This window comes from Nonomuraea fastidiosa (genome assembly GCF_042751225.1).
Lineage (GTDB): Bacteria > Actinomycetota > Actinomycetes > Streptosporangiales > Streptosporangiaceae > Nonomuraea > Nonomuraea fastidiosa.
Map to the genome: position 1 here is coordinate 6280912 of NZ_CP170570.1, position 21328 is coordinate 6302239.

General features: G+C 75.2%; 9 protein-coding genes and 1 pseudogene. All 10 read right to left on the reverse strand.

Going from position 1 to position 21328, the window contains the following annotated elements:
• Positions 1–2: 2 nt before the first annotated feature.
• The 10 genes and pseudogenes from ACFMQL_RS28910 to ACFMQL_RS28955 all read right to left on the reverse strand — a co-directional run bounded on the left by ACFMQL_RS28910 (position 3) and on the right by ACFMQL_RS28955 (position 21234).
• Positions 3–1196: a cytochrome P450 gene (locus ACFMQL_RS28910; RefSeq protein ID WP_378787937.1), complete on the reverse strand. Its 1194-nt coding sequence runs from the start codon at positions 1194–1196 to the stop codon at positions 3–5.
• On the reverse strand, positions 1193–3166 hold the full coding sequence (locus tag ACFMQL_RS28915; protein ID WP_378787939.1) for a beta-ketoacyl synthase N-terminal-like domain-containing protein: 1974 nt from the start codon (positions 3164–3166) through the stop codon (positions 1193–1195). Before ACFMQL_RS28915 ends, ACFMQL_RS28910 begins: the two co-directional genes overlap by 4 nt.
• Entirely contained in the window at positions 3163–6351 is a 3189-nt protein-coding gene (locus ACFMQL_RS28920) for an amino acid adenylation domain-containing protein (RefSeq protein WP_378787941.1), read from the reverse strand. The genes ACFMQL_RS28915 and ACFMQL_RS28920 overlap by 4 nt, the downstream gene beginning before the upstream one ends.
• The gene (locus ACFMQL_RS28925; RefSeq protein ID WP_378787943.1) at positions 6351–10169 is read right to left on the reverse strand and encodes an amino acid adenylation domain-containing protein; all 3819 of its coding nucleotides are present in this window, start codon (positions 10167–10169) and stop codon (positions 6351–6353) included. Before ACFMQL_RS28925 ends, ACFMQL_RS28920 begins: the two co-directional genes overlap by 1 nt.
• A complete protein-coding gene (locus tag ACFMQL_RS28930; protein ID WP_378790220.1) occupies positions 10166–12211 on the reverse strand; it encodes a condensation domain-containing protein in 2046 nt (681 codons plus the stop codon). Before ACFMQL_RS28930 ends, ACFMQL_RS28925 begins: the two co-directional genes overlap by 4 nt.
• Positions 12212–12334: 123 nt before the next feature.
• A pseudogene (locus ACFMQL_RS28935) lies at positions 12335–14852 on the reverse strand (condensation domain-containing protein); the annotation flags it as partial.
• Complete coding sequence (locus ACFMQL_RS28940) at positions 14849–15907, reverse strand: MupA/Atu3671 family FMN-dependent luciferase-like monooxygenase (protein ID WP_378787945.1); 1059 nt, start codon at positions 15905–15907, stop codon at positions 14849–14851. The pseudogene ACFMQL_RS28935 and the gene ACFMQL_RS28940, both read right to left, overlap by 4 nt.
• A 38-nt stretch (positions 15908–15945) precedes the next feature.
• Complete coding sequence (locus ACFMQL_RS28945) at positions 15946–19719, reverse strand: AMP-binding protein (RefSeq protein WP_378787947.1); 3774 nt, start codon at positions 19717–19719, stop codon at positions 15946–15948.
• 8 nt (positions 19720–19727) lie between these two features.
• The gene (locus ACFMQL_RS28950) at positions 19728–19931 is read right to left on the reverse strand and encodes an MbtH family protein (RefSeq protein ID WP_364054226.1); all 204 of its coding nucleotides are present in this window, start codon (positions 19929–19931) and stop codon (positions 19728–19730) included.
• 1 nt (position 19932) lies between these two features.
• Positions 19933–21234, reverse strand: coding sequence for an MFS transporter (locus ACFMQL_RS28955; RefSeq protein WP_364054223.1), 1302 nt, complete (start codon positions 21232–21234; stop codon positions 19933–19935).
• Between the last annotated feature and the right edge of the window lie 94 nt (positions 21235–21328).

Here is a 21328-nt window from a genome sequence, read left to right on the forward strand (position 1 = left end):
GGCTATGTCAAGGCGACCGGCAGGGACGCGACGCCGCGGATGAAGTTCGACGGCAGCCACGTCACCGGGCCCGTCACCTCGATCGACGACACGGTGGCGCGCAGCTCCGACAGCAGCGCCCGCAGCTCGGCGCGGGCGAGCTGGGCGCCCAGGCAGAAGTGCGGGCCGTGGCCGAAGGTGAGGTGCCGGTTCGGCTTCCTGCCGATGTCGAAGGTGTCGGGGTCGTCGAAGACGGCCTCGTCGCGGTTGGCCGACACCGTCCACAGCGCCACCACGTCGCCCGCCGCGATCGCCCGGCCGCCCAGCTCCGTGTCGCGCACGGCCGTCCTGCCGACGTGCGCGGCCGGCGTGGTCCAGCGCAGGATCTCCTCGGCGGCGGGCTCGACCAGCTCGGGGTCGGCGCGCAGGCGGGCCCACTCCTTGTCGTGCTCGGCCAGCGCCAGCACGCCGCCCGCCAGCGCCAGCCGGGCCGTCTCGTCGCCGCCGATGATCAGGTTGTAGCAGTTGAGCAGCACCTCCTCCTCCGTCAGGTCGGCGGAGACGAGCAGGCTGATGACGTCGTCGCCGGGCGCGTCCCTGCGCTCGGCGGCCAGGCGGGTGTAGTAGAGCAGGATCTCGCTCTGGGCGATCCTCGCCTCGGCGCCCGGCGTCCCGGTGCCGCTCTCGCCCAGCATCGCGCGGCCGGTCAGCTCCAGCACCCGCTGCCGGTCGCGTTCCGGCACGCCGAGCAGCTCGCAGATCGCGCGCAGCGGCACCTGCGCGGCCACCTCTTCGACGAAGTCGCCGCCGCCCCGCCGCACCAGCCCGCCCAGCAGGTCGCGGGTGGCCGCCTCGATCGAGCGGGTGATGGGGCCGAGCGTACGCGGGCCGAAGCCGGGGGTCAGCAGGCGGCGCAGGACCGCGTGCCGGGGCCCGTCGGTGACCACGATCATCCGGCCCGCGCCCGGGTCGTGGCCGCGTAGCAGCGTGCGCAGCATGTTGCCCTTGAGCGAGGTGAACGTCTCGGTGTCCCGGACCGCGGCCAGCACGTCGGCGTGCCTGGTGACGCTCCAGAACCCGGCGTGCCTGCGCACCGGGTCGTGGGCGCGCAGGTGCCGCCAGTAGGCGGTCAGGTCGTAGTCGGCGTGCAGGCGCGGATCGAGCAGGTCCAGGTCGTCGTAGGTGCCCGGATCCGGCTGCGGGCGGCCCCCGCTCATCGCTCGAACTCGTCGAGGAGGTCGCCGAGCAGGTCGTCCTCCTCGCCGTTGACGGCCCTGCCGATGATCTCGCTGAGCGGCAGCTCGGTCAGGAACAGCTCGATCGGAACCTCCAATCCGAACCTGTCGCGCAGCTCGCTCGCCAGGAAGACGGCGGTCAGCGAGTCGCCGCCCACGGCGAAGTACGTACGGGACAGGTCGCCGGGGCCGGACAGGGCGAGCGTGGTCATGAACAGCTCGGTCACCGCCGCCGTCACGTCCTCCTGAGGCGCTCGCGTGTCCTGCTCCGGCTGCGGGCGGGGGCGCAGGGTGAGCGCGCCGTGCCGGTCCCCGGCGAACGGGTACGTGGGCAGGTGCACCCGCCAGCCCGCCGGCCAGGCGACCTCCTCGCCCGCCAGCCACGCATCGCCCAGGGGATCGCCCCGGTCCCACCGCCGCGCCTCCAGGGCGGCGGCGGCCTGCTCGTGGCCGGTCGCGATCACGTACGCCCGCGCGTCCAGGGCGGCGCGGCCGTGCGCCAGCGTGTACGCGACGTCGGCCAGCGCGGGCGCGTCCGGCTCGCGCAACGCCGCCGCCAGCCGCCGCGCGGCCGTGGCCAGCTGCTCCTCGGTCCGCGCCGACAGCGGCAGCACGACACGGGGCGCCGTCTCCGTACGCGTCCCTGCGGCGGCCGGGGCCTCCTCCAGGACCACGTGGACGTTGGTGCCGCCGATGCCCAGCGACGACACCCCGGCGAGCCGGGGCCCGGAGGCCGGGGCCGGCCACTCCTCGGTGGCGGTGAGCAGGCGGAACGGGGTGGCGTCCAGGGAGAGGTCGGGGTGGGCGCGGGTGACGTTCACGGTGGGCACCATCGTGCGGTGCCGCAGCATCAGCGCCACCTTGATGAGCCCGGCGATGCCGGCGGCCGCGTTCAGGTGGCCGACGTTCGACTTGACCGAGCCGATCGCGCAGCGGCCCGGCCTGCCGGGCCCGTCCTCGAAGGCGGCGGCCGCGGCGGCGATCTCGATGCGGTCGCCGAGGTCGGTGCCGGTTCCGTGCGCTTCGAGGAACTGGGCGTCCGACGGGTCGAGCCCGGCCGTCGCCCACGCCTCCACGATGGCCGCGACCTGCCCGTCCACGCCCGGCGCGGTGAAGCCGACCCGGCCGGGGCCGTCGTTGGTCGCCGCCGTGCCCCGGATGACCGCGTAGATCGGGTCGCCGTCGGCCAGCGCGTCCTCCAGCCGCCGCAGCACCACCAGGCCGACGCCGTCGCCGCCGACCGTGCCCGCGGCCTTCTCGTCGAACGGCCGGCAGCGGCCGTCGGGCGAGGAGATGCCGCCGGGCTCGTACACATAGCCGCGCGGGTACGGCGACTCGATGGACACGCCGCCCGCGAGCGCCAGGTCGCACTCGCCGCCGAGCAGCGCCTGCACGGCGACGTGCACGGTCGCGAGCGACGTCGAGCAGCCCGTCTGCACGGTCAGGCTCGGCCCGGTCAGCCCCAGCCGGTACGACAGCCACCCGGCGAGGAACTCCCGGTCGGTGAACACCCGCACGTGCATCGGCCCCAGCCGGGACCGCAGAGTCCCGTCCACCTGGGCCGCGACGGAGTGCTCCGACGGCCCGCCGCCCACGTACACGCCGGTCCTGGCGGGCGGGCGGCGCGGGTCGTACCCGGCGTCCTCCAGCGCCGACCAGGCCGTCTCCAGGAGCTGGCGGTGCTGCGGGTCGAGCGCCGCCGCCTCCGTGGCGTTGAACCCGAACAGCGGATGCTCGAACCTGTCGGCGTCGGCCAGGAACCCCTTGGCCGCCACGTAGCCGGGGCCGCGCAGCTCGGCCGGGTCCACCCCGGCGGCGAGCAGCTCGTCCTCGCTGAAGTCGGTGATCGAGCAGACGCCCTCGCGCAGGTTGCGCCAGAACTCGGCCACGTTCCCGGCACCAGGGAAGCGCCCGCTCATGCCCACGATGGCCACCGCCGGTACGTCGCTCAATGCCTTTCACCTCTCTGTGCGTTCCTGCGGGCGGCGAGCAGCTCGCGCCGCCGCTGCCCGCGCCGCCTGGCCTCGCCGTTTCCCGCGGTTCGCCGATCGGGGGCGCCGCCGTCGAGCCGGGCGGCCAGCGCGGCGACCGTGGGGTGGCGGAACAGGTCGACCAGCGTGAGCCCGCCGTCCCTGCCGCGCTCGCGCAGCGCGGCGAGCACGGCGAGCAGCCTGATCGAGTTGCCGCCCAGGTCGAAGAAGTTGTCGTGCAGGCCGACCCTGGTCAGGCCGAGCGCCTGCGCCCACACCTCGGCCAGCATCCGCTGCGTGTCCGTCTGCGGGGACACGTACGGTCTGTGCAGGTCGGGGCGGGTGAGCGGCGGGTCGGGCAGCCGGGACCTGTCGATCTTGCCGGACGTGCCCAGCGGCAGCTCGTCCAGGAAGACGACCGTGTCGGGCACCATGTAGCCGGGCAGCCGCTCGGCCAGCCACTCCCGTACGTCCGGCACCGTCGGCGGTCCCTCCCCGTCAGCGGGGACCGCATAGACGGCCAGCCGGTCGCCGCGTACCGTCGCCGCCGCGACCGACACGCGCGGGTGCGCGGCCAGCACGGTCTCGATCTCGCCCAGCTCGACGCGGAAGCCGCGCAGCTTGACCTGGGTGTCCACCCGGCCCAGGTAGGACAGCACGCCGTCCGCGTCGTAGCGGCCGAGGTCGCCGGTCCGGTACATGCGCGCGCCCGGCGGCCCGAACGGGTCCGCGACGAACCGCTCGGCCGTCAGCCCTGGCCGGTTGGCGTAGCCGCGCGCCACACCGTCGCCCGCGATGTAGATCTCGCCGGTCACGCCGACGGGCACCGGGCGCAGCCGCTCGTCCAGCACGTACGCCCGCGCGTTCGCGACCGGCCTGCCGATCACCACGGGCCGCCCGGGTTCGAGGTCGGCGGTGGTCGCGTACACGGTGGTCTCGCTCGGCCCGTACGCGTCCACCACCCGCCGCCACGGCGTGGCCCAGCGCTCCACCAGCTCGGGCGGGACCGCCTCGCCGCCGATGGCGAGCGTGCGCAGGTCGGGCAGCGCGTCCTGCGGGCACGGCAGCGACATGGCGGCCGACGGCGGCAGGAAGGCGTACGTGATGCGGGAGTCGCGCAGCCGGGCGTACAGCTCGTCGCCGAGCCGCTCGTCCTCGCCCGCCACATGCAGCTCGGCCCCTGCCACGAAGGTGAAGAACAGGTCGGAGACGGCCACGTCGAAGCCGAACGACACGTACTGCAGCACCCGGTCGCCGGCGGTCACGGGGAACTGGGGGCGGACGGCGGTGGCCAGGTTCAGCAGCGCGCGGTGCTCGACGGCGACGCCCTTCGGCCTGCCGGTGGAGCCGGAGGTGTAGAGGATGTACGCGAGGTCGTCGAGGGTGGGATGCGTGTCGCGTACCGGGCCGACGGGCGGGATCGGGCCGTCGTCGCCGTAGATCGTCACCGGCGCGCCCAGGTCGGCGGGGGCCGCCGTGATCAGCAGCCGGACCCCGGCGTCGGCGACCATGAACCGCAGCCGGGCCGGCGGATGCGCCGGATCGAGCGGCACGTACGCGCCACCGGCGCGCAGCACCGCGAGCGCCGCAACGGCCATCTCCGCGCCCCTGGGCAGGCAGAGGCCCACCGGCACACCGGGGCCGACGCCGGCCGCGCGCAGCCGGGCCGCCAGCCGGTCGGCGGCCGCCAGCAGCTCCCGGTAGGTCAGCCGGGCCGAGCCGTGCACCAGCGCCGTCGCGCCGGGCCGCGCCGCCGCCTGCTCGGCCACCAGGTCCGGCACCAGGCGCCGGGGGACGGGCACGGCGGTGCGGTTCCAGTCGCGCAGCACGCGGCGGCGTTCGCCGTCGGCGAGCAGCTCGTGCGCGGTGACCGGCAGCTCGGGGCGGCTCAGCAGCCCGCCGAGCAGCGTCTCGAACGCCCGCGCCCAGTGCCGGATGGTCGCCGCGTCGAACAGGTCCGCACGGTAGACGAGGTGGGCGGCCAGCCCTTCGTCCTCGCGCTGGACGTTCAGCAGCAGGTCGAACTTGGCGTCGTCGAGCAGCAGCTCCAGCCGCTCGACCTGCGCGCCCGGCAGGTCGAGCGTCATGCCGGGGTCGTCGTCGTAGGCGAGCATGACCTGGACGAGGGGGTCGTGGCTCAGCTCGCGGCCCGGCGACACCGCCTCCACCACCGCCTCGAAGGGCGCCTCCTGGTGCGGCCGCGACTCGCGCAGGCGGTCGCGTACGCGCTCGATCAGGTCGAGGTACGACGGCTCGCCCGTCACGTCGGCCCGCATCGCGAGCGTGTTGGCCAGCAGGCCCACCAGGTCCTGCACGTCGGGGTGGTCGCGACCCGAGACCGGCACGCCGACCACGAAGTCGCGCTGGCCGGTGACGCGGGTGAGGAACGCGGCGAAGGCGGCGAACACGGCCGCGAACGGCGTCGCGTTCCGCCCCGCCGCCACCTCCGCCAGCCGATCGCGTACGCCCTCGGGCAGGTCCAGGCGTACGACGCCGCCCGCCGCCGACTGCACCGCCGGCCGGGGACGGTCGGTGGGCAGGGCCAGCGTCTGCGGGACGTCCTTGAGCGCGCCCGCCCAGTACGCGACCGCCTCGTCCAGGGCGTGCCCGGCCAGCCGGTCGCGCTGCCAGGCGGCGTAGTCCGGGTACTGCACCGGCTGCTCGCCGTTCCTGAAGGTGATCGTCTCGCCTTTCAGGCGGGCGGAGTAGGCGGCGGCCAGGTCGCGCAGCAGCAGGCGGAGCGACCAGCCGTCGCAGACCACATGATGCGCCACCAGCAGGACGAGATGGGTGCCGTCGCCGAGCGCGTAGACGGTGCAGCGCAGCAGCGGGCCCCGCGTGACGTCGAACGGCTCGGCCGCGTCCGCCGCCATCCGCGCCCGCGCCTCGCCCGCCGGCACGTCACGCTCGATGCGCAGGCAGGCCCGCGCCCGCTCCGCCACGACCTGCACGTACTCGCCGCCGTGCGGGCGGAACACCGTGCGCAGCGCCTCATGCCTGTCCACCACCGCGTCCAGGGCCGCGCCGAAGGCCGCCACGTCGAAGCGCCCCCGCACCGCGAACGCGACCGGCACGTTGTACTGGGCGGTGCCCGGGTTGAGCTGGTCAAGCACCAGCATCCTGGCCTGTGCGGGGGACACGGGGAACTCGTACTCGACCGGCGTCATCAGAACTCCCTCAGGATCGGTTCGAGGACTTCGGCGATCTCGGCGGCCGGGCCCGGCCTGAGCAGGTCGCTGTGCCCGCAGTCCAGGTCGTGCACCCGCACCTTCGCCGGCGCCCACCGGGCGGCCTTGGCGGGCGAGGGCAGGCCGCCGGGCTGGGCGGTGGCCGAGAAGAGCAGCACCGTCCCGTCGTACGGCGCGGGCCGGTACGTCACCGCCAGCCGCAGATGCCCCGCCACGGCGTCCGCCACGGCCGACAGGCGCTCGTCGTCCAGCCCGGACAGCGGCCCCTCGCTCTCCCTGACCGACGCGAACACGCGGGCCCGCTCCAGGCGGCCGGGCTCGGCGTAGGGGCGCAGCGTGCGGGTGCGCAGCAGGATCGTCAGCGCCTCCTGCTCGGCGTCGCCGGGGTCCGCCTGCGTGCCCGGCGGCCAGGGGACCGCGTCCAGCGAGGCCACCAGCCCGGCCTCCTGCCCGTCCGCGCGCAGGCGGGCGGCCATCTCGTACGCGAGCAGCCCGCCGAAGGAGTGCCCGAGCAGCAGGTACGGACCCTCGGGCCGGACCCGCCTGATCCGCGCCAGGTAGTCGCCGGCCAGCTCGCGCATCGTGCCGGGCGGCCGGTACGAGGGGTCCTGGAGCACCGGCGACTGCAACGCGTACACCGGGCGGCCGGACGCGAGGTGGGGGAGCAGCGCCGTGTAGGACCAGCCGATGCCCCGTCCCGGATGCACGCAGAACAGCGGCGGCAGGTCGCCCTCGGCCCTGAGCGTCAGCAGCGGCGACAGGTCCAGCTCGGGCGCGGCCCTGTCGAGGCGGGCGGCCAGCCCGGCCGGGGTGGGCGACTCGAACAGCGCGGCGATCGAGGTGCGCAGGCCCAGCGCGTGCTCGATCGCGGCCATCAGGCGCATGGCGAGCAGCGAGTCGCCGCCCGCGGCGAAGAAGTCGGTGCCGGCGTGCGCCTCGGGGATGTTCAGCACCTCGGCGAACAGGCCGCACAGCTCCTTCTCGCGCGGTGTGGCCGGAGGGGTCCCCGAGGGCTCGGCCGCGTGCGCGGCGGGACGCGCGGCGGCCCGGCCGCCGGTGGCCCGGCTCCCGGGCGGGCCGTCGCCCGGCAAGCCGGAGCCGGGGATCCCGGAGTTCGGGAGGGCGGCGGAGGGGAGGGCGGCGCGGTCGACCTTGCCGTGCGGGGTGAGCGGCAGGTGCCCGAGCACCTCGTACCGGGAGGGCAGGAGGTGGCGGGGCAGGTGGGCGCCGGCGTGCCCGCGCACCCGGTCGAGCCGCCCGTTCCCGGTCAGCAGCAGGTACGCGACCAGCCGCCGCCCGGACGGCGACTCCGGCGCGGTGACGACGGCGCGCTCCACGTCGGGGCAGCCCTCCAGCACCGCCTCCACCTCGCCGGGCTCGACCCGGTGGCCGCGGATCTTGACCTGCCCGTCCGCCCGGCCCGCGAACTCCAGCTCGCCGGCCGGCGTCCACCGCGCCAGGTCGCCGGTCCGGTACATCCGCCCGCCCGGCGGGCCGAACGGGTCGGCGACGAACCGTTCCGCCGTCATCCCCGGACGGCCGAGATAGCCGCGGGCCAGGCTGGTCCCCGCGATGTACAGCTCGCCGATCACGCCCACGGGGGCGGGCCGCAGCCGGGCGTCGAGGACGTACACGCGGGTGTTGTCCAGCGGCCGCCCGATCGGGATCGGCCCCGCCGCCGGCTCCTGGGGCACGCGGTGGCTGGTGGCGAACGTCGTGGTCTCGGTGGGGCCGTACCCGTTGACGACCCGGACGCCGCGCCGCGCCAGCCGCCGCGCCGCGTCGGCGGGCAGCACGTCACCGCCCGCCCACACCTCGCCCGCCCTGGCCAGCGCGCCGGGCGCGAGGTCGGCGAGGGTGCGGAACAGCTCGGCCGTCAGCCACACCGCGTCAAGGCGGCTCCGCTCGATCGTGCTCGCGTGCAGCGGGCCCGGCGGCGCGATGACGACGGTGCCGCCGTTGAGCAGGGGGATCCACAGCTCGTACGTGGCCGCGTCGAAGGTGTGCGGGCTGTGCAGCAGCACCCGCCGGTGCCCGGCGAAGCGGCGGTCGGCGGCCAGCTCAAGGATGTTCTGGTGGGTGACGACCACGCCCTTGGGCTCGCCGGTCGAGCCCGAGGTGTACATGACGTACGCGGCGGCATGCGGACGCACCGGCACGGGCACGAACTCGCTGCTGCCGGTGTCGCAGCCGGCGGAGGTCAGCACGATCTCGGCGCCGCTGTCCGCGAGCAGCCGCTCCAGCCGGGCGGCCGGCTGCGCCGGGTCGAGCGGCACGTAACAACCGCCGGCCTTCAGCACCGCGAGCTGGGCGATCACCAGGTCGATCGAGCGCTCCATGAGCAGCGCCACCGGCGTCTCCGGCGCCCCGCCGGGTCGCGTGCGCGGCCGCATGCGGGCGGCGAGCCAGGCGGCCAGGCGGGAGGAGCGCTCGTCCAGCTCGGCGTAGGTCAGCGTACGCTCGCCGAACTCGACCGCGACCGCGTCCGGGGCATGCTTGGCCTGCGCCGCGAACCGCTCGGGCACCGACCCGCCCGCGGGCTCGCGCGCCGTGTCGTTCCAGGCGGTCAGCAGCCGGTGCCTTTCCGCCTCCGGCAGCACGTCGGCACCGTCCACGCCGGCGCGTTCGAGCGCGGTGACCAGCCGGGCGGCCACGGCCTCCGCCTCCGCGCGGGACACCACGCCCGCCCGGTAGCCGAGCCGCAGCCACAGCCGCTCGCCCGCCACCACCGTCACCGTCAGCGGGTAGTGGGTGGCGTCGTGGACACCGGTCAGCCGCAGGCCGGGGGTGCCGAGGCCGGAGCGCGGATAGTTCTCGAAGGCCAGCAGGGTGTCGAACAGCTCGCCGGTGCCGCGCTGCACGTCCGCCAGCCGTACGTGGTGGAACGGGGTGAGCGCGGCCTGCTCGTCCTGGAGGCGGCGCAGCAGGCCGGGCGCGGCGGTTCCGACGCGTACCGGGACGGTGTTGACGAACAGCCCCACCATCGACTCCACGCCCGGCACCTCCGGCGGGCGGCCCGACACCACCGCGCCGAACACCACGTCGTCGCTCCCGGTCATCCGCGCGAGCACCAGCGCCCAGGCGGCCTGCACCAGCGTGTTCACCGTCACTCCCGCCTCGCGGGCCCGCCGCCGCACGTCCGCGCTCAGCTCGGGGGACAGCTCCAGTTCCAGCGCCTCCTGCCGGGCGGCGTCCGCTCCCACGCCGGGCCTGAGCAGCGTCGGCCCCGGCAGACCGGCCAGTGCCTCGCGCCAGGCCCGCAGCGCCCGCTCACCGTCCTGCTCGCGCAGCCAGGCCAGATAGTCCCGGTACGCGGGTGCGGGCTCCGGCAGGGTGCCGCCCGCGTACAGGGTGGCCAGCTCGCGGGCCAGGATCGGCATCGACCAGCCGTCCACCAGGAGGTGGTGCAGGGTCAGCACCAGCTCGCGCCGGCCCACCAGCATGGCGCGCACCAGCGGCGGCCTCGTCACCTCGAACGGGCGCAGCCGGTCCGCCTCCAGCATGCGGTCCAGCTCGGCCTCCGACGGCGGGTCCACCTCCGTCCACGGCAGGCGGACCCGGTGCGGGATGAGCTGGACCGGGCGGTCCAGGCCCTTGTGGCGGAAGCAGGCCCGCAGGTTCGGGTGGCGGCCGAGCAGCGACTCCAGCGCCGCCCGCAGGCGGGCCGGGTCGGCGGGCTCGTCCAGCGCGAACCTGGCCTGCACCACGTACGGGTCGTGGCCGCCGTACAGGGCGTGGAAGAGCAGGCCCTCCTGGGCGGGGGAGAGCGGCAGCACGTCCGCCAGACGGGCGCTCACCACTCGCCGTCCAGGTCGGCCGTGAGCTCGTCGAGCTGGGTCTGGGTCAGCTCGACCAGCGGGAAGTCACCGGCCGCCGGGCCCGCCGCCTCCGCCCGCCCCGCCAGCTCGGTCAGCGCCGACTCGAAGTGGCCCGCGAGGTCCGCGACCTGCTCCTCGGTGAGGGCCTCCGCCGCGTACGACCAGCTCGCCGCCAGCTCGCCGGCGCGGGTCAGGGCGTCCAGCTCCACCGCGTACGCCATGGGCGCGTCCTGCATGCCGAGCAGCTCGCCGTCGAACCTGCCCAGGTAGTTGAAGCGCAGGTCGGGGGCGGGGAGCGCGGCCAGTTCCGCTGCGGTGGCGGGGTTGAGGTAGCGGAGCAGGCCGTACCCGAGTCCGTTACCCGGCACGGCGCGCAGGCGCTCCTTGGTCCGCTGGAGCGCGTCCGCCGGCGTGCCGGAGGCGTCCAGGGCGATCGGGTACTGGGCGGTGAACCAGCCCACGGTGTTCGAGATGTCCACGTCGTCGGTGAACGGCTCCCGGCCGTGGCCCTCCACCTCCACCAGCACGTCGGTGCCGCCGCGCCACCTGGTCACCGCGATGGCCAGCGCGGTCAGCAGCACCTCGTCCGGGCCGCAGCGGAAGGCGGCGGGCAGGTGCGTGACGGCCTGCTCGGTGAGGCCGGGCGGGAGGACGGAGGTGAACGTCGCCCGCTTCCCCCGGCCCCGCCCGGCCGGCAGGAGGGGAGCGGCGTTCGCGGCGATGTCCTTCCACAGCGGCAGCTCGGCCGCCACCCGTTCCGGGTTGCGGGCCTCCGCCGCGAGCAGCCGCGCCCAGCGGGCGAACGACGTGCCGGGGGCGGCGGGCCGCGCGTCCGGGTCGCGGAGCAGCGCGTCCAGTTCGGAGCCGATGACCCGCCAGGACACCGCGTCCACGGCCAGGTGATGCGCCGTGAGCAGCAGCCGATCCGGCGCCACCCATGCGGCCGTCAGCATCACCCCCCGCTCCGGATCCGGCCGCGTCGCCGCTTGCCGCCCGCTGACGGCCGGGTGGATGAACGGGATGTCCTGGGGCTCGTCCGGGATCTCCAGCTCCCAGGCGGAGTCCGGGCGGCGGAGGAGGCGCATGCGCAGGGCCGCGTGCCGGGCCGCCAGCGTGCGCAGCGCCGTCCTGATGCGGTCGGCGTCGCAGCCGTCCGGCACGGGCACGATCAGCGACTGCGTGAACGACTCCAGCGGCCCGCCGTGCTCGCGCCACCAGTGCATGATCGGCGTGATCGGGAACCTGCCGGCCGGGGAGTCCGCGACCGGCCCGCCCACCGTCCGCGCCAGGGCGGCCAGCGCCGCCGGGGTCCTCGCGGCGAACACCTCGCGCGGCGTCAGCGCGAGCCCCTGGGCGCGGGCCCGGCTCACGAGCTGGATCGCGGTCACGCTGTCGCCGCCCAGCCGGAAGAAGTCGTTGTCCGCGCCCACCTCGGGCACGTCGAGCAGCTCGGCGAACAGCCCGCACAGGACCGACTCCCGCTCGGTCGCCGGCTCACGCGACGCCTCCAAGGCCGGGCCAGGTGCGGGCAGCGCGGTCCGGTCCAGCTTGCCCTGCGGCGTCACGGGCAGCGCGTCCAGCACGACGAACTCGCTCGGCACCATGTGCGCGGGCAGCACCGCCATCGCGTGCGCCAGCACCTCCCCGGTGTCCAGCCCCGCCCGGCCCGGGCCGGCCCCGGCCCCCGGCACCGGCCCGGCCCCCGGCACCGGCCCAGCGCCCGGCACCGGCCTAGCGCCCGGCACCGGCTCGTTCGGGGCCTGGCCGGTCGCCGCCGGTCGCTGCGCCGGGGGCGTGCCGGCCGTGCTCGCGTCCCTTCCGGTGGGGACGAGGTAGGCGATGAGGCGGGAGCCGTGGAGGGCGACCGCCGCCTGGGCGACGCCGGGGTGGCGGCAGAGCGCGGCTTCGATCTCGGCGGGTTCGATGCGCAGCCCGCGGACCTTGAGCTGGTCGTCGCTGCGGCCGAGGAAGTGGAGCTGGCCGTCCGGGCGGCGCTGGACGAGGTCGCCGGTGCGGTACATGCGCGTGCCGGGCGCGCCGTACGGGTCGGCGACGAAGCGCTCGGCGGTCAGGCCGGGGCGTCCGAGGTAGCCGCGCGCGACCCCGGCACCGGCGACGTACAGCTCGCCGGGCACCCCGACGGGCACCGGACGCAGGCGGGCGTCCAGCACGTACGTGCGGGTCCCGGCGAGCGGCCGCCCGATGGGAGGCAGCGTGCCGTCCGGGGAGAGGGTCGCTGACGGTGGCGGCGACGGTGGTCTCGGTCGGCCCGTACGCGTTCCAGAAGCGCACACCCGCCGCCGTCCACGCCGCCACCAGCTCGGGCGGGCACACGTCCGCCCCGGAGGCCAGCCCGCGCAGGCCGGGGCAGTCACCAGGCGGCACGGTGGCGAGCACCGAGGGCGGCACCAGCGCGAACGTCACCCGCCCGTCCCGCAGCACCCGCGCCAGCTCGCCGCCCACGAGGGGACCGCCGGGCGGGACGACGAGCGTGCCGCCGGAGCCGAACGCCATGCACAGCTCGGCCACCGAGATGTCGAACGTGGCCGGGCCGAGCTGCGGGATCCGGTCGCCGGGCCCCAGCTCGAAGCGGGTGACCAGGGAGTGGGCGAGCGCGGCCAGGCCGGCGTGGGTGACGACGACCCCCTTGGGCCGCCCGGTGGAGCCGGAGGTGTAAATGACGTACGCCGCACTATCCAGCGAAATAGCCGGAAATTTCGTGACCTGCGCGGTGTCGCGCGGCGAGACCCGCTCCGCGTCCAGCTCGGGCAGCACCCCCGGCTCCGCGATCAGCAGCGAGGCCCCCGCGTCCGCCATCATGGACGACAGCCGCTCCGCCGGATGGCCGGGATCGAGCGGCAGGTACGCGCCGCCCGCCCGCTGCACCGCCAGCATCGCCACCACGCGGTCGACCGAGCGTTCCAGCGCGAGCGCCACCACCCGCTCGGGCCCCACGCCGCGCGCGAGCAGCGCCCCGGCCAGCCCGTCGACCCGCGACAGCAGCTCCCGGTACGTCAGCCGCTCGCCGCCGGACTCGACCGCCACCGCCTCGGGCGCGCGCAGGGCCTGCCGCGCCACCAGCTCCGGCAGGTTCGCCCCGGGCGGCGGCGCCTCGCCCGCGCACGCGGGCGGCTCGCGCAGCAGCGCGGCCCGCGACACGGGCTCGTCCGGCGCGGACACCAGCGACTCCAGCAGCACCGTGAAGGAACCGGCCCAGGCCCGCACGACCTCGGGGTCGTAGACGTCGGTACGGACCTCCAGGCTCGCCTCGAACCCGTCGTCACCGTCGCGCACGATCCCGACCAGGTCGTGCTCGCCGCCGGTGTGCACCCGCTCGGGGTCGGTGATCTCGCGCAGCCTGGCCACGCTCTCCTGCTTCGTCAGGTGCATGAACACCCACGAGTACAGCGGCGAGCGCCCGGCCACCCGCTCCGGGTCCACGGCCTGCACGATGCGGCCCACGGGCACGTCGCCGTTCGCCATGATCTGCGGGAACTCGGCGGTGAACCGGGCCAGCAGCTCCGCGAACGTCGTGTCCCGCCCGATCCGCCAGCGGACGGGCAGCGAGTTCATGACATACCCGATGACCCGCTCCAGGCCCCTGGCCGACCTGTTGGCGACGGGGGTTCCGGTGATCAGGTCGGACTCGCCGGTCAGCCGGTGCGCGAACACCGCGAAGGCCGTCATCAGCACCCCGTAGACGGTGGCGCCGCGCTCCCTGGCCAGGCGGCGTACGGCGGCCTCGATGCGCGCGTCGATGCCGAACGCGATCTGCTCGACGCCGAAGGGCCGGCCCGGCGCGGCGGAGCCGACCGCGAGGGGTTTCGGCGGGCCCGCGAGGTAGTCGCGCCACCAGGCGAGCTGGGCGTCGAACACCCCGGCCGCCTCCAGCTCTCGCTGCCAGCCCGCGAAGTCGGCGTACTGGACGGACGGGCGGCCCAGCCGGGGCGCGCCGCCCTCGCGCACGGCGCGGTAGGCGTCGCACAGCTCGTTGTGCAGCACGTCGAACGACCACCAGTCGGTCGCGATGTGGTGCAGCGCGAGCACCAGCGTCGCCCGCGTGTCGTCGACGGTGATGAAGCCGCCCCTGATCAGCGGGCCGCCGTTCAGGTCGAACGTGCGGCGGCTGAAGGCGTGCAGCGCCTCGCGCAGCGTGACGCCCGTGCCGCGCAGGTCGATGCGCTCAAGACGGAACGGCTCCGGCGGCGCGAACGTCACCCGCAGGTCGTCCACGTCCCCGGTGATCCGCATGCGCAGCGTGTCGTGGTGGCGCAGCACGATCGTCAGCGCCGCCTCCAGCTCAGCCGGGTCCACGGGGCTGTCGAAGTGGTACGAGCAGCACAGGTTGAGCGCGGCCGTGTCCGGATACAGCGACTCGAACACCCACAGGTCCTCCTGCGCCGGGCTGAGCCGCACCGGCTGCGCGGGGTCGCGCGGCGGCACCACCTCGGGGATCGCCTCCAGCTTGCCCGCCGCCACCAGCCGCCGCAGCAGCTCGACGCGGCGCTCCCCGCTGAGCGCGGCGAACCGCTCACTTGCGCTCTTGCCCGCCGTCCGCTTGACGGCGGGTCCTGCCCCCGTCCGGGTCCCGATCCCGGGCACGGTCCCAGGTACGGCCCCAGGTACGGCCCCAGGTACGGCCCCAGGTACGGTCTCAGTCACAGTCCCTCCCGCAGGTCGGCGAGGCGTTCCAGGCCGGCGAGCACCTCGTCGCGGCCGAGCCCGAAGTCGACGAAGCAGGCCACCTCGTCGCAACCCAGCTCGGCGAGGTCCGCCAGGCTCTTGCGGCACGTCTCCGGCGAGCCGATGAGGCCGCCCCAGGCCAGGTAGCGGCGGAAGGCGAAGTCGGTGAGCGCCGTGAGCTGCGCCTCGCTCAGCGCGGCCGCCCCGCCGTCCGGGCCGCCCTTGTTCGCGGCCGTCTGGGCCACGTACGACCGCAGGTACGCCTTCAGCGGCCCGGCCGCGCGCTCCCGCGCCTCCTCGTCCGATGCGGCCACGTAGGTGTGCGCCATGAGCGTCACCGTGCCTCTGGGCGGGGCGCCCGGCCGGCCGGGCGCCGCGTCGTAGGCGTCGCGATAGGAGGCGATCTTCCCGGCCAGCTCCTCGCGGGTCTGGCCGATGGTCGCGCCGAGGATGTTCGTACGCATCCGTCCGGCCGCCTCCCACGTGCTCGGGCTGCCCGATGTGGTGGTCCACAGCGGCAGGCTCGCCGAGTACGGCCTGGGCTGCGGCGTCACCTGAACCCGTCCGCCGGTCCCGTCGGTGAACTCGGCGGGTTCGCCCGCCCACACCCGCCGCAGCAGCTCCAGGTCGCGGAAGGCGCGCTCCCTGCGGTCCTCGTACGCCTCAGGAGCCAGCACGAAGTCCCGCGAATGCCAGCCCGTCGCCACCGACAGGCCGACCCGGCCGCGCGACAGGTTGTCCACGACCGCCCAGTCCTCGGCCACCCGCAGCGGGTGGTGCAGCGGCAGCACCAGGCTGCCGGCGCGCAGGTGGATGCGTTCTGTGACGGTGGCGAGCGCGGCGCTGAGCAGGGCCGGGTTCGGGAACACCTGCCCGACCTGCTGGAAGTGCCGCTCAGGCGTCCACAGTGCGGTGAAGCCGAGCCGGTCGGCGGCCCGGGCGATGGCCAGGATGTCGTCGTACTTGGCGGCGTGTCCGCCGGTGCCGCCGGCGTCGGCCGGGTCGGCGCCGAAGAACATCACGCTGAGGTCCATGGACGTGCTCCTCACGGGCGCCCGCGACACGGGCTGCCTCAGTTGGTGCGGGTACGCGGGGTCCTGGGCAGTCGGGTGATGGCGGGTTCCGCCCTGGCCGGTGTCCGCGCCAGCAGGGCGGCCAGGGCGGCGACGGTGGGGGCCTCGAACAGGTGGGCGGCCGTGGCGGGCAGGCCCTGGGCGGACAGGCGGGCGGCGACGCGTACGGCACTCAGCGAGTTGCCGCCGAGCGCGAAGAACCCGTCGTCGGGCCCGACCCGCGCGACCCCCAGCACCTCGGCCCAGACAGCGGCCACCACCCGCTCGATCTCGGAGGCGTCCCGCCCGGGCGGCGGTGCCGCGCGCTTCCCGCCGTCCCGCCCGGGTCGCGGTACCGCGGGCTCCCCGCCGTCCCGCCCGGGTCGCGGTACCGCGGGCTCCCCGCCAGCCAGCCCGGGTCGCGGTACCGCGGGCTCCCCACCGGCCGGACGCGCCGGGCGGACGGGCGGCGGCGGCACGCCGATCCCCGAGACGGGAGCGTCAGGGGCGGCGCACATGCCGTCGAGCACCAGGACGAACGCCTCGGCCAGCCACTCCATCACGGCCCGCTCGAAGGCGTCGGCGCGGTACTCGACCGTCACCGCGATCCCGTCGGGCGCGCCGTCCTCCGTGTAGGTGTCGGTGACGTCCACCAGCAGCTCGAACCTGGCCGCGCCCGTCCTGACGACCTCGACCCGCGCCTCCACGCCGGGCAGCGCCAGCTCGGCCCGCGCGTTGTTCTGCAGCGCGAGCACGACGTCCACGAGCGGCGGCAGTCCTGGCCGCCGGGCCGGGTTCAACTCCTGCACGACCCGCTCGAACGGCACCTCCTGGTGCGAGAACGCCTCCAGGTCGGTCTCCCGCACCCGGGCGATCAGCTCCTCGGCCGTCGGATCCCCCGACACGTCGGTACGGAGCACGAGCAGGTTGACGAAGAACCCCACGAGGTCGTCCACGGGCCCGGTCGACCGCCCGGCCACCGGCGCACCGATCGGCAGGTCCTCGCCCGCGCCCGCCCGCCGCAGCACCTCGGCCAGCCCGGCCTGCAGCACCATGAACAGCGTGGCGCCCTGCCGCCGGCCCAGCTCGGCGAGCCGCGCGTGCAGGCCGGCGTCGATATGCCGGACGACGGTCTGCGCCGCCCCGCCGAAAGCGGAGGAAGCGGCGGGTGAATCGGTGCCGGAAAGGGACGGGGAACCGGCCCCGGGAATTCCGGCGCCGGTGGCCGCGGAATCGGCGGGGGATCCGTTGGCGGAAACGCCGGGAAAAGCGCCGGCGGAAACAGCGGGTGAGCCGTCGGAGGAAACACCGGCGGAACCTGCAACGGAAACCCCGGGGGAACCCGCGCTGGAAACGCCGGGCGAGTCCGTAGGGGAAACACCTCGCGAGTCCGCAACGGAAATGCCGGAGGAGCCCGTAACGGAAGCGGCGGACGTGCCGATGCGGGGTAGCGTGAGCCGTTCCGGCAGCCCTTTCAGCGCCTTTCTCCAGTACGCCAGCTCATCGCCTGCGATGGCGGCCACGCGGTCGCGGTGCAGGACGGCGTACTCGGCGTACGTGATCGGCAGCGGCGGCCAGGTCACGGGCATGCCGTCGAGCCGCGCCCGGTAGGCGCGCGACAGATCCCGCATGAGCGGCGGCAGCGACCAGCCGTCGGTCGCGATGTGGTGCATGACCAGCAGCAGCGCCGACGACTCCGGCCCCGTGACGAACAGCACCGCGTGGATCGGCAGTTCGGCTTCCAGGTCGAAGCGGTGCCGCGCCGCCTCGGCCACGCGCGCGTCCAGCTCGTCCTCGGTCACCTCGACGACCTCGAACCCGGGCCGCGCCTCGGCCACGGGCAGCACCCGCTGGGCGGGCTCGCCGTCGTGGACGGTGAAGACCGTGCGCAGCGGCTCATGCCTGGCCACCACGTCCGCCAGCGCCCCGCCCAGCGCGCCGGCGTCCACGGGGCCGCGCAGGCGGACGAGCATCGGCATGTTGTAGGCGACGCCCGCGTCCACCTGGTCGAGGAACCACAGCCTGCGCTGCGCCGCCGACAAGGGAGACGTATCCCCGGCCGCCCTGGAGTGCTGAGCCTCAGGCCGCGGGGAGGAAGCGGCAGGCACACCGCCGCCGGGCCCGGGACGTTCGCCGACGTGGCGGGCGACGGCCGCGACCGTGGGCGTCTCGAACAGCGTCCTGACGCCGACCTCCACGCCCAGCACGGCGTGGATCCTGCTGAGCAGCCGCGCCACCATCAGGGAGTCGCCGCCCAGGTCGAAGAAGTCGTCGTGCACGCCGACCCCGGGCACCTTCAGCACCTCGGCGAACAGCTCGCACAGCGTCTTCTCGATCTCGTCACGCGGCTCGTCGCGAGGTCCGGCGGACGCCTCAGAGGGCTCGCCGTAGACGGGCGCGGGCAGGGCGGCGCGGTCGAGCTTGCCGGTGGCGCTCAGCGGGAGCGCCTCCAGCGTCACGAACGCCGCAGGCACCATGAACTCCGGCAGCACCGCCGCGACGTGAGCGCGCAGCACGCCGGGATCGACGGGGCAGCCCGACCGGTCGCGCGGCACCACGTACGCGACCAGCCGGCGGTCACCCGGCACGTCCTCCCTGGCCACCACGCAGGCCCGCCCGACCGACGGGTGGCCGGACAGCACCGACTCCACCTCGGCCGGCTCGATGCGGAACCCGCGCACCTTCACCTGGTCGTCGGCCCGGCCCACGTATTCGAGCACGCCGTCAGGGCGCCGCCGCACCAGGTCGCCGGTGCGGTACATGCGGCCGCCCGGCGGGCCGTACGGGTCGGCCACGAAACGCTCGGCGGTCGCGCCGGGACGGCCGAGGTAGCCGGTCGCCAGACCGTCGCCCGCCGCGTACAGCTCGCCCACCTGACCGTCGGGGACCGGCCGCAGCCGCGCGTCCAGCACCCGCACGTGCTTGCCGCGCAGCGGCGTGCCGATCGGCACGGGGCCGTCCACGGCGGTCACGGGATGCGTGGTCAGGAAGATCATGCCTTCGACCGGGCCGTAGCCGTTGCGCAGGCGCAGCCCCGGATGCAGGGCGAGGGCCCGGCCGACGTGCGCGGGGGAGAGCGCTTCGCCGCCGACGATCAGGTGGCGCAGCCCGGCCAGCGCGTCCGGGCACTCGTCCACGATCACGTTGAACAGGCTGCTCGACAGGTACATGCTGCTCACGCCGTGCTCGGCGATCAGGCGGCCGAGCACGAGCGGGTCGGGACGCGCGCCCGGATAGAGCACGCAGGTGCCGCCCGACAGCAGCGGGCCCCACAGCTCCAGCACGAACGCGTCCCACGACGTCGGCGAGCACTGCAGCCACACGGCGTCGAACGGCGCGTACTCCTGGCCGGTGACCGTGGCCGTGATCGCCCGGTGCGGCGCGGCCACGCCCTTGGGACGGCCGGTGGAGCCGGAGGTGAACATCACGCACGCGATCCCGTCGTGCCGGGCGGGATCGGACCGGCGCTCCAGCCCTTCCGGGGAGAGCACCGCCGACACGCCGGCGTCGTCCGCCATGACGCGCAGCCGCTCCTCGGGGAACGCCGGATCCAGCACCACGTACCCGGCTCCGGCCTTCAGCACCGCGAGCAGCGCGACCACCAGCTCGACGCCGCGCTCCATGCGCACGCCGACCAGGCTCCCTGCGGGGACGCCCAGCCCGGCCGCGCGCGCCGTGGCCCGCGCGTCCAGCTCGGCGTAGGTGAGCCGCTCCGCCCCGCAGACCAGCGCGACCCGCTCGGGGGTACGCGCCACCTGCGCCGCGAACGCCTCATGCACCAATGGTTCGGGCACGCTCATGGTCAGGCCCGGATGAGGCTCGCCGGGCGCATGTCCGTCCAGTGTGTCGCGATGTGCTCCAGGCACGCGGCGCGCGCGGCGGGGCCGAAGGTCGTGCGCCAGCCCGCGGGCACGTCGATGTCCGCCGGCCACAGCGAGTGCTGGTTCTCGTCGTTGACCAGCACCAGGTAGGAGCCGTTCTCGTCCTCGAAGGGGTTGGTGGTCATGTCAGCCTCCCGCGGGTTGCTTCTCGAGGTCGGGCGTGAGCACGTCGATGTGGCGTACGGCACGCTGGGCCAGCCCCCACAGGGCGGCGGCGGCGCCCAGCAGCCCGGCGATGAGCAGCATGGCCGCCATGCCGCTGCCAGGGCCGGTGCCGATGAGCGGCGCGAGCAGGCCGGGCACGCCGGTGCCGGCCGCCGCCTGGGGTTCGAAGACGTGGTCGGCGAGCGGCCCTGAGAAGGCCATCGCGACCGGAGAGGAGATCTGCGAGACGAACATGACGGCCCCGAACACCCGTCCCTGCCGTTCCTCCGGCACCTTGGTCTGGATGATCGACTGCATGGAGCCGTTCACGATGGGCATGATCATCGCGCCCACGAGGATGGCCGCCGTCCACGCGACGACGCCCTGGACGACGGACATGACGATCTGCGCGCTCAGGCACATGCCGACGACGCCGAGCATCATGCCGCGCACCCGGTTCTTCGGCCCGCCCCAGGCGGCCAGCAGCAGGCCGCCGGCGATGCCGCCGGCGCCGATCCCCGCGTTCACGCTGGCGAGGACGGACACGTCGCTGCCGGTCCTGGCCAGGATCATCGGCTGCACGACGGCGAAGCCGAACACCATGACCAGGTTGACGGTGAAGAACACGAGGATCAGGCCGCGCAGGCTGGGCTGGGCGAACAGGTAGCGCAGCCCCTCCAGCGAGTCGGCGCCGAGCCGCTTGCGGGCCCCGCTCTCGCCCGCCCGGTCGCCGTCCAGGCGGACCAGGCGGATGGTGGCCAGCGCGACCGCGAAGCTGATCAGGTCGATCACGAGCACGGCGCCGAGCCCGCCGGTCACCACGAGCAGCCCCGCCAGGGCGGGGCCGCCGACGTCGGCGACGCTCTTGGCGGTGGCGAGCAGCCCGTTGGCGCGCTGGAGCTGCTCCTTGCCGACCAGCATCGGCACGGCCGACGACAGCGCGGGGAACTGGAAGGCGGCGCACGCCCCGAGCAGCGCGACGGTCACGTAGACCTGCCAGAGGTGCAGGTCACCGAGGAAGTACACGGCCGCCATGGCGCCGACCGCGACGAGGCCGCCGAGGTCGGCGAGTTGCAGCGCGGTGCGCTTGCGGCAGCGGTCCACGAGGGCCCCGGCGGTCGGGCTGAGCAGCATCTGCGGCAGCAGCGCGCACAGCGAAAGCGCCACCACCTGCGTGGCCTGGTGATCGACCGTCCACGCCTGGATCACCAGGGAGAAACGGAGAACGGAATTACCGATGAGGGTGACGACCTGGCCACACCACACCAGGCCGAAACGGCCCATTCCAGAGAATCGCTGGAGAAATCGGTTTTGGAGGGACGAGGGAGGTTGACCCATGCTGCCCGAGGCCCTTCTGGTGAAAGGAACCTGTGAGAGG

Bases quoted from the DNA above. Each gene is read 5' to 3' on its own strand.
- ACFMQL_RS28910 (WP_378787937.1), bottom strand. From the start codon at position 1,196: ATGAGCGGGGGCCGCCCGCAGCCGGATCCGGGCACCTACGACGACCTG.
- ACFMQL_RS28920 (WP_378787941.1), bottom strand. From the start codon at position 6,351: ATGACGCCGGTCGAGTACGAGTTCCCCGTGTCCCCCGCACAGGCCAGG.
- ACFMQL_RS28930 (WP_378790220.1), bottom strand. From the start codon at position 12,211: ATGTACCGCACCGGCGACCTCGTCCAGCGCCGCCCGGACGGCCAGCTC.
- ACFMQL_RS28940 (WP_378787945.1), bottom strand. From the start codon at position 15,907: ATGGACCTCAGCGTGATGTTCTTCGGCGCCGACCCGGCCGACGCCGGC.
- ACFMQL_RS28950 (WP_364054226.1), bottom strand. From the start codon at position 19,931: ATGACCACCAACCCCTTCGAGGACGAGAACGGCTCCTACCTGGTGCTG.
- ACFMQL_RS28955 (WP_364054223.1), bottom strand. From the start codon at position 21,234: ATGGGCCGTTTCGGCCTGGTGTGGTGTGGCCAGGTCGTCACCCTCATC.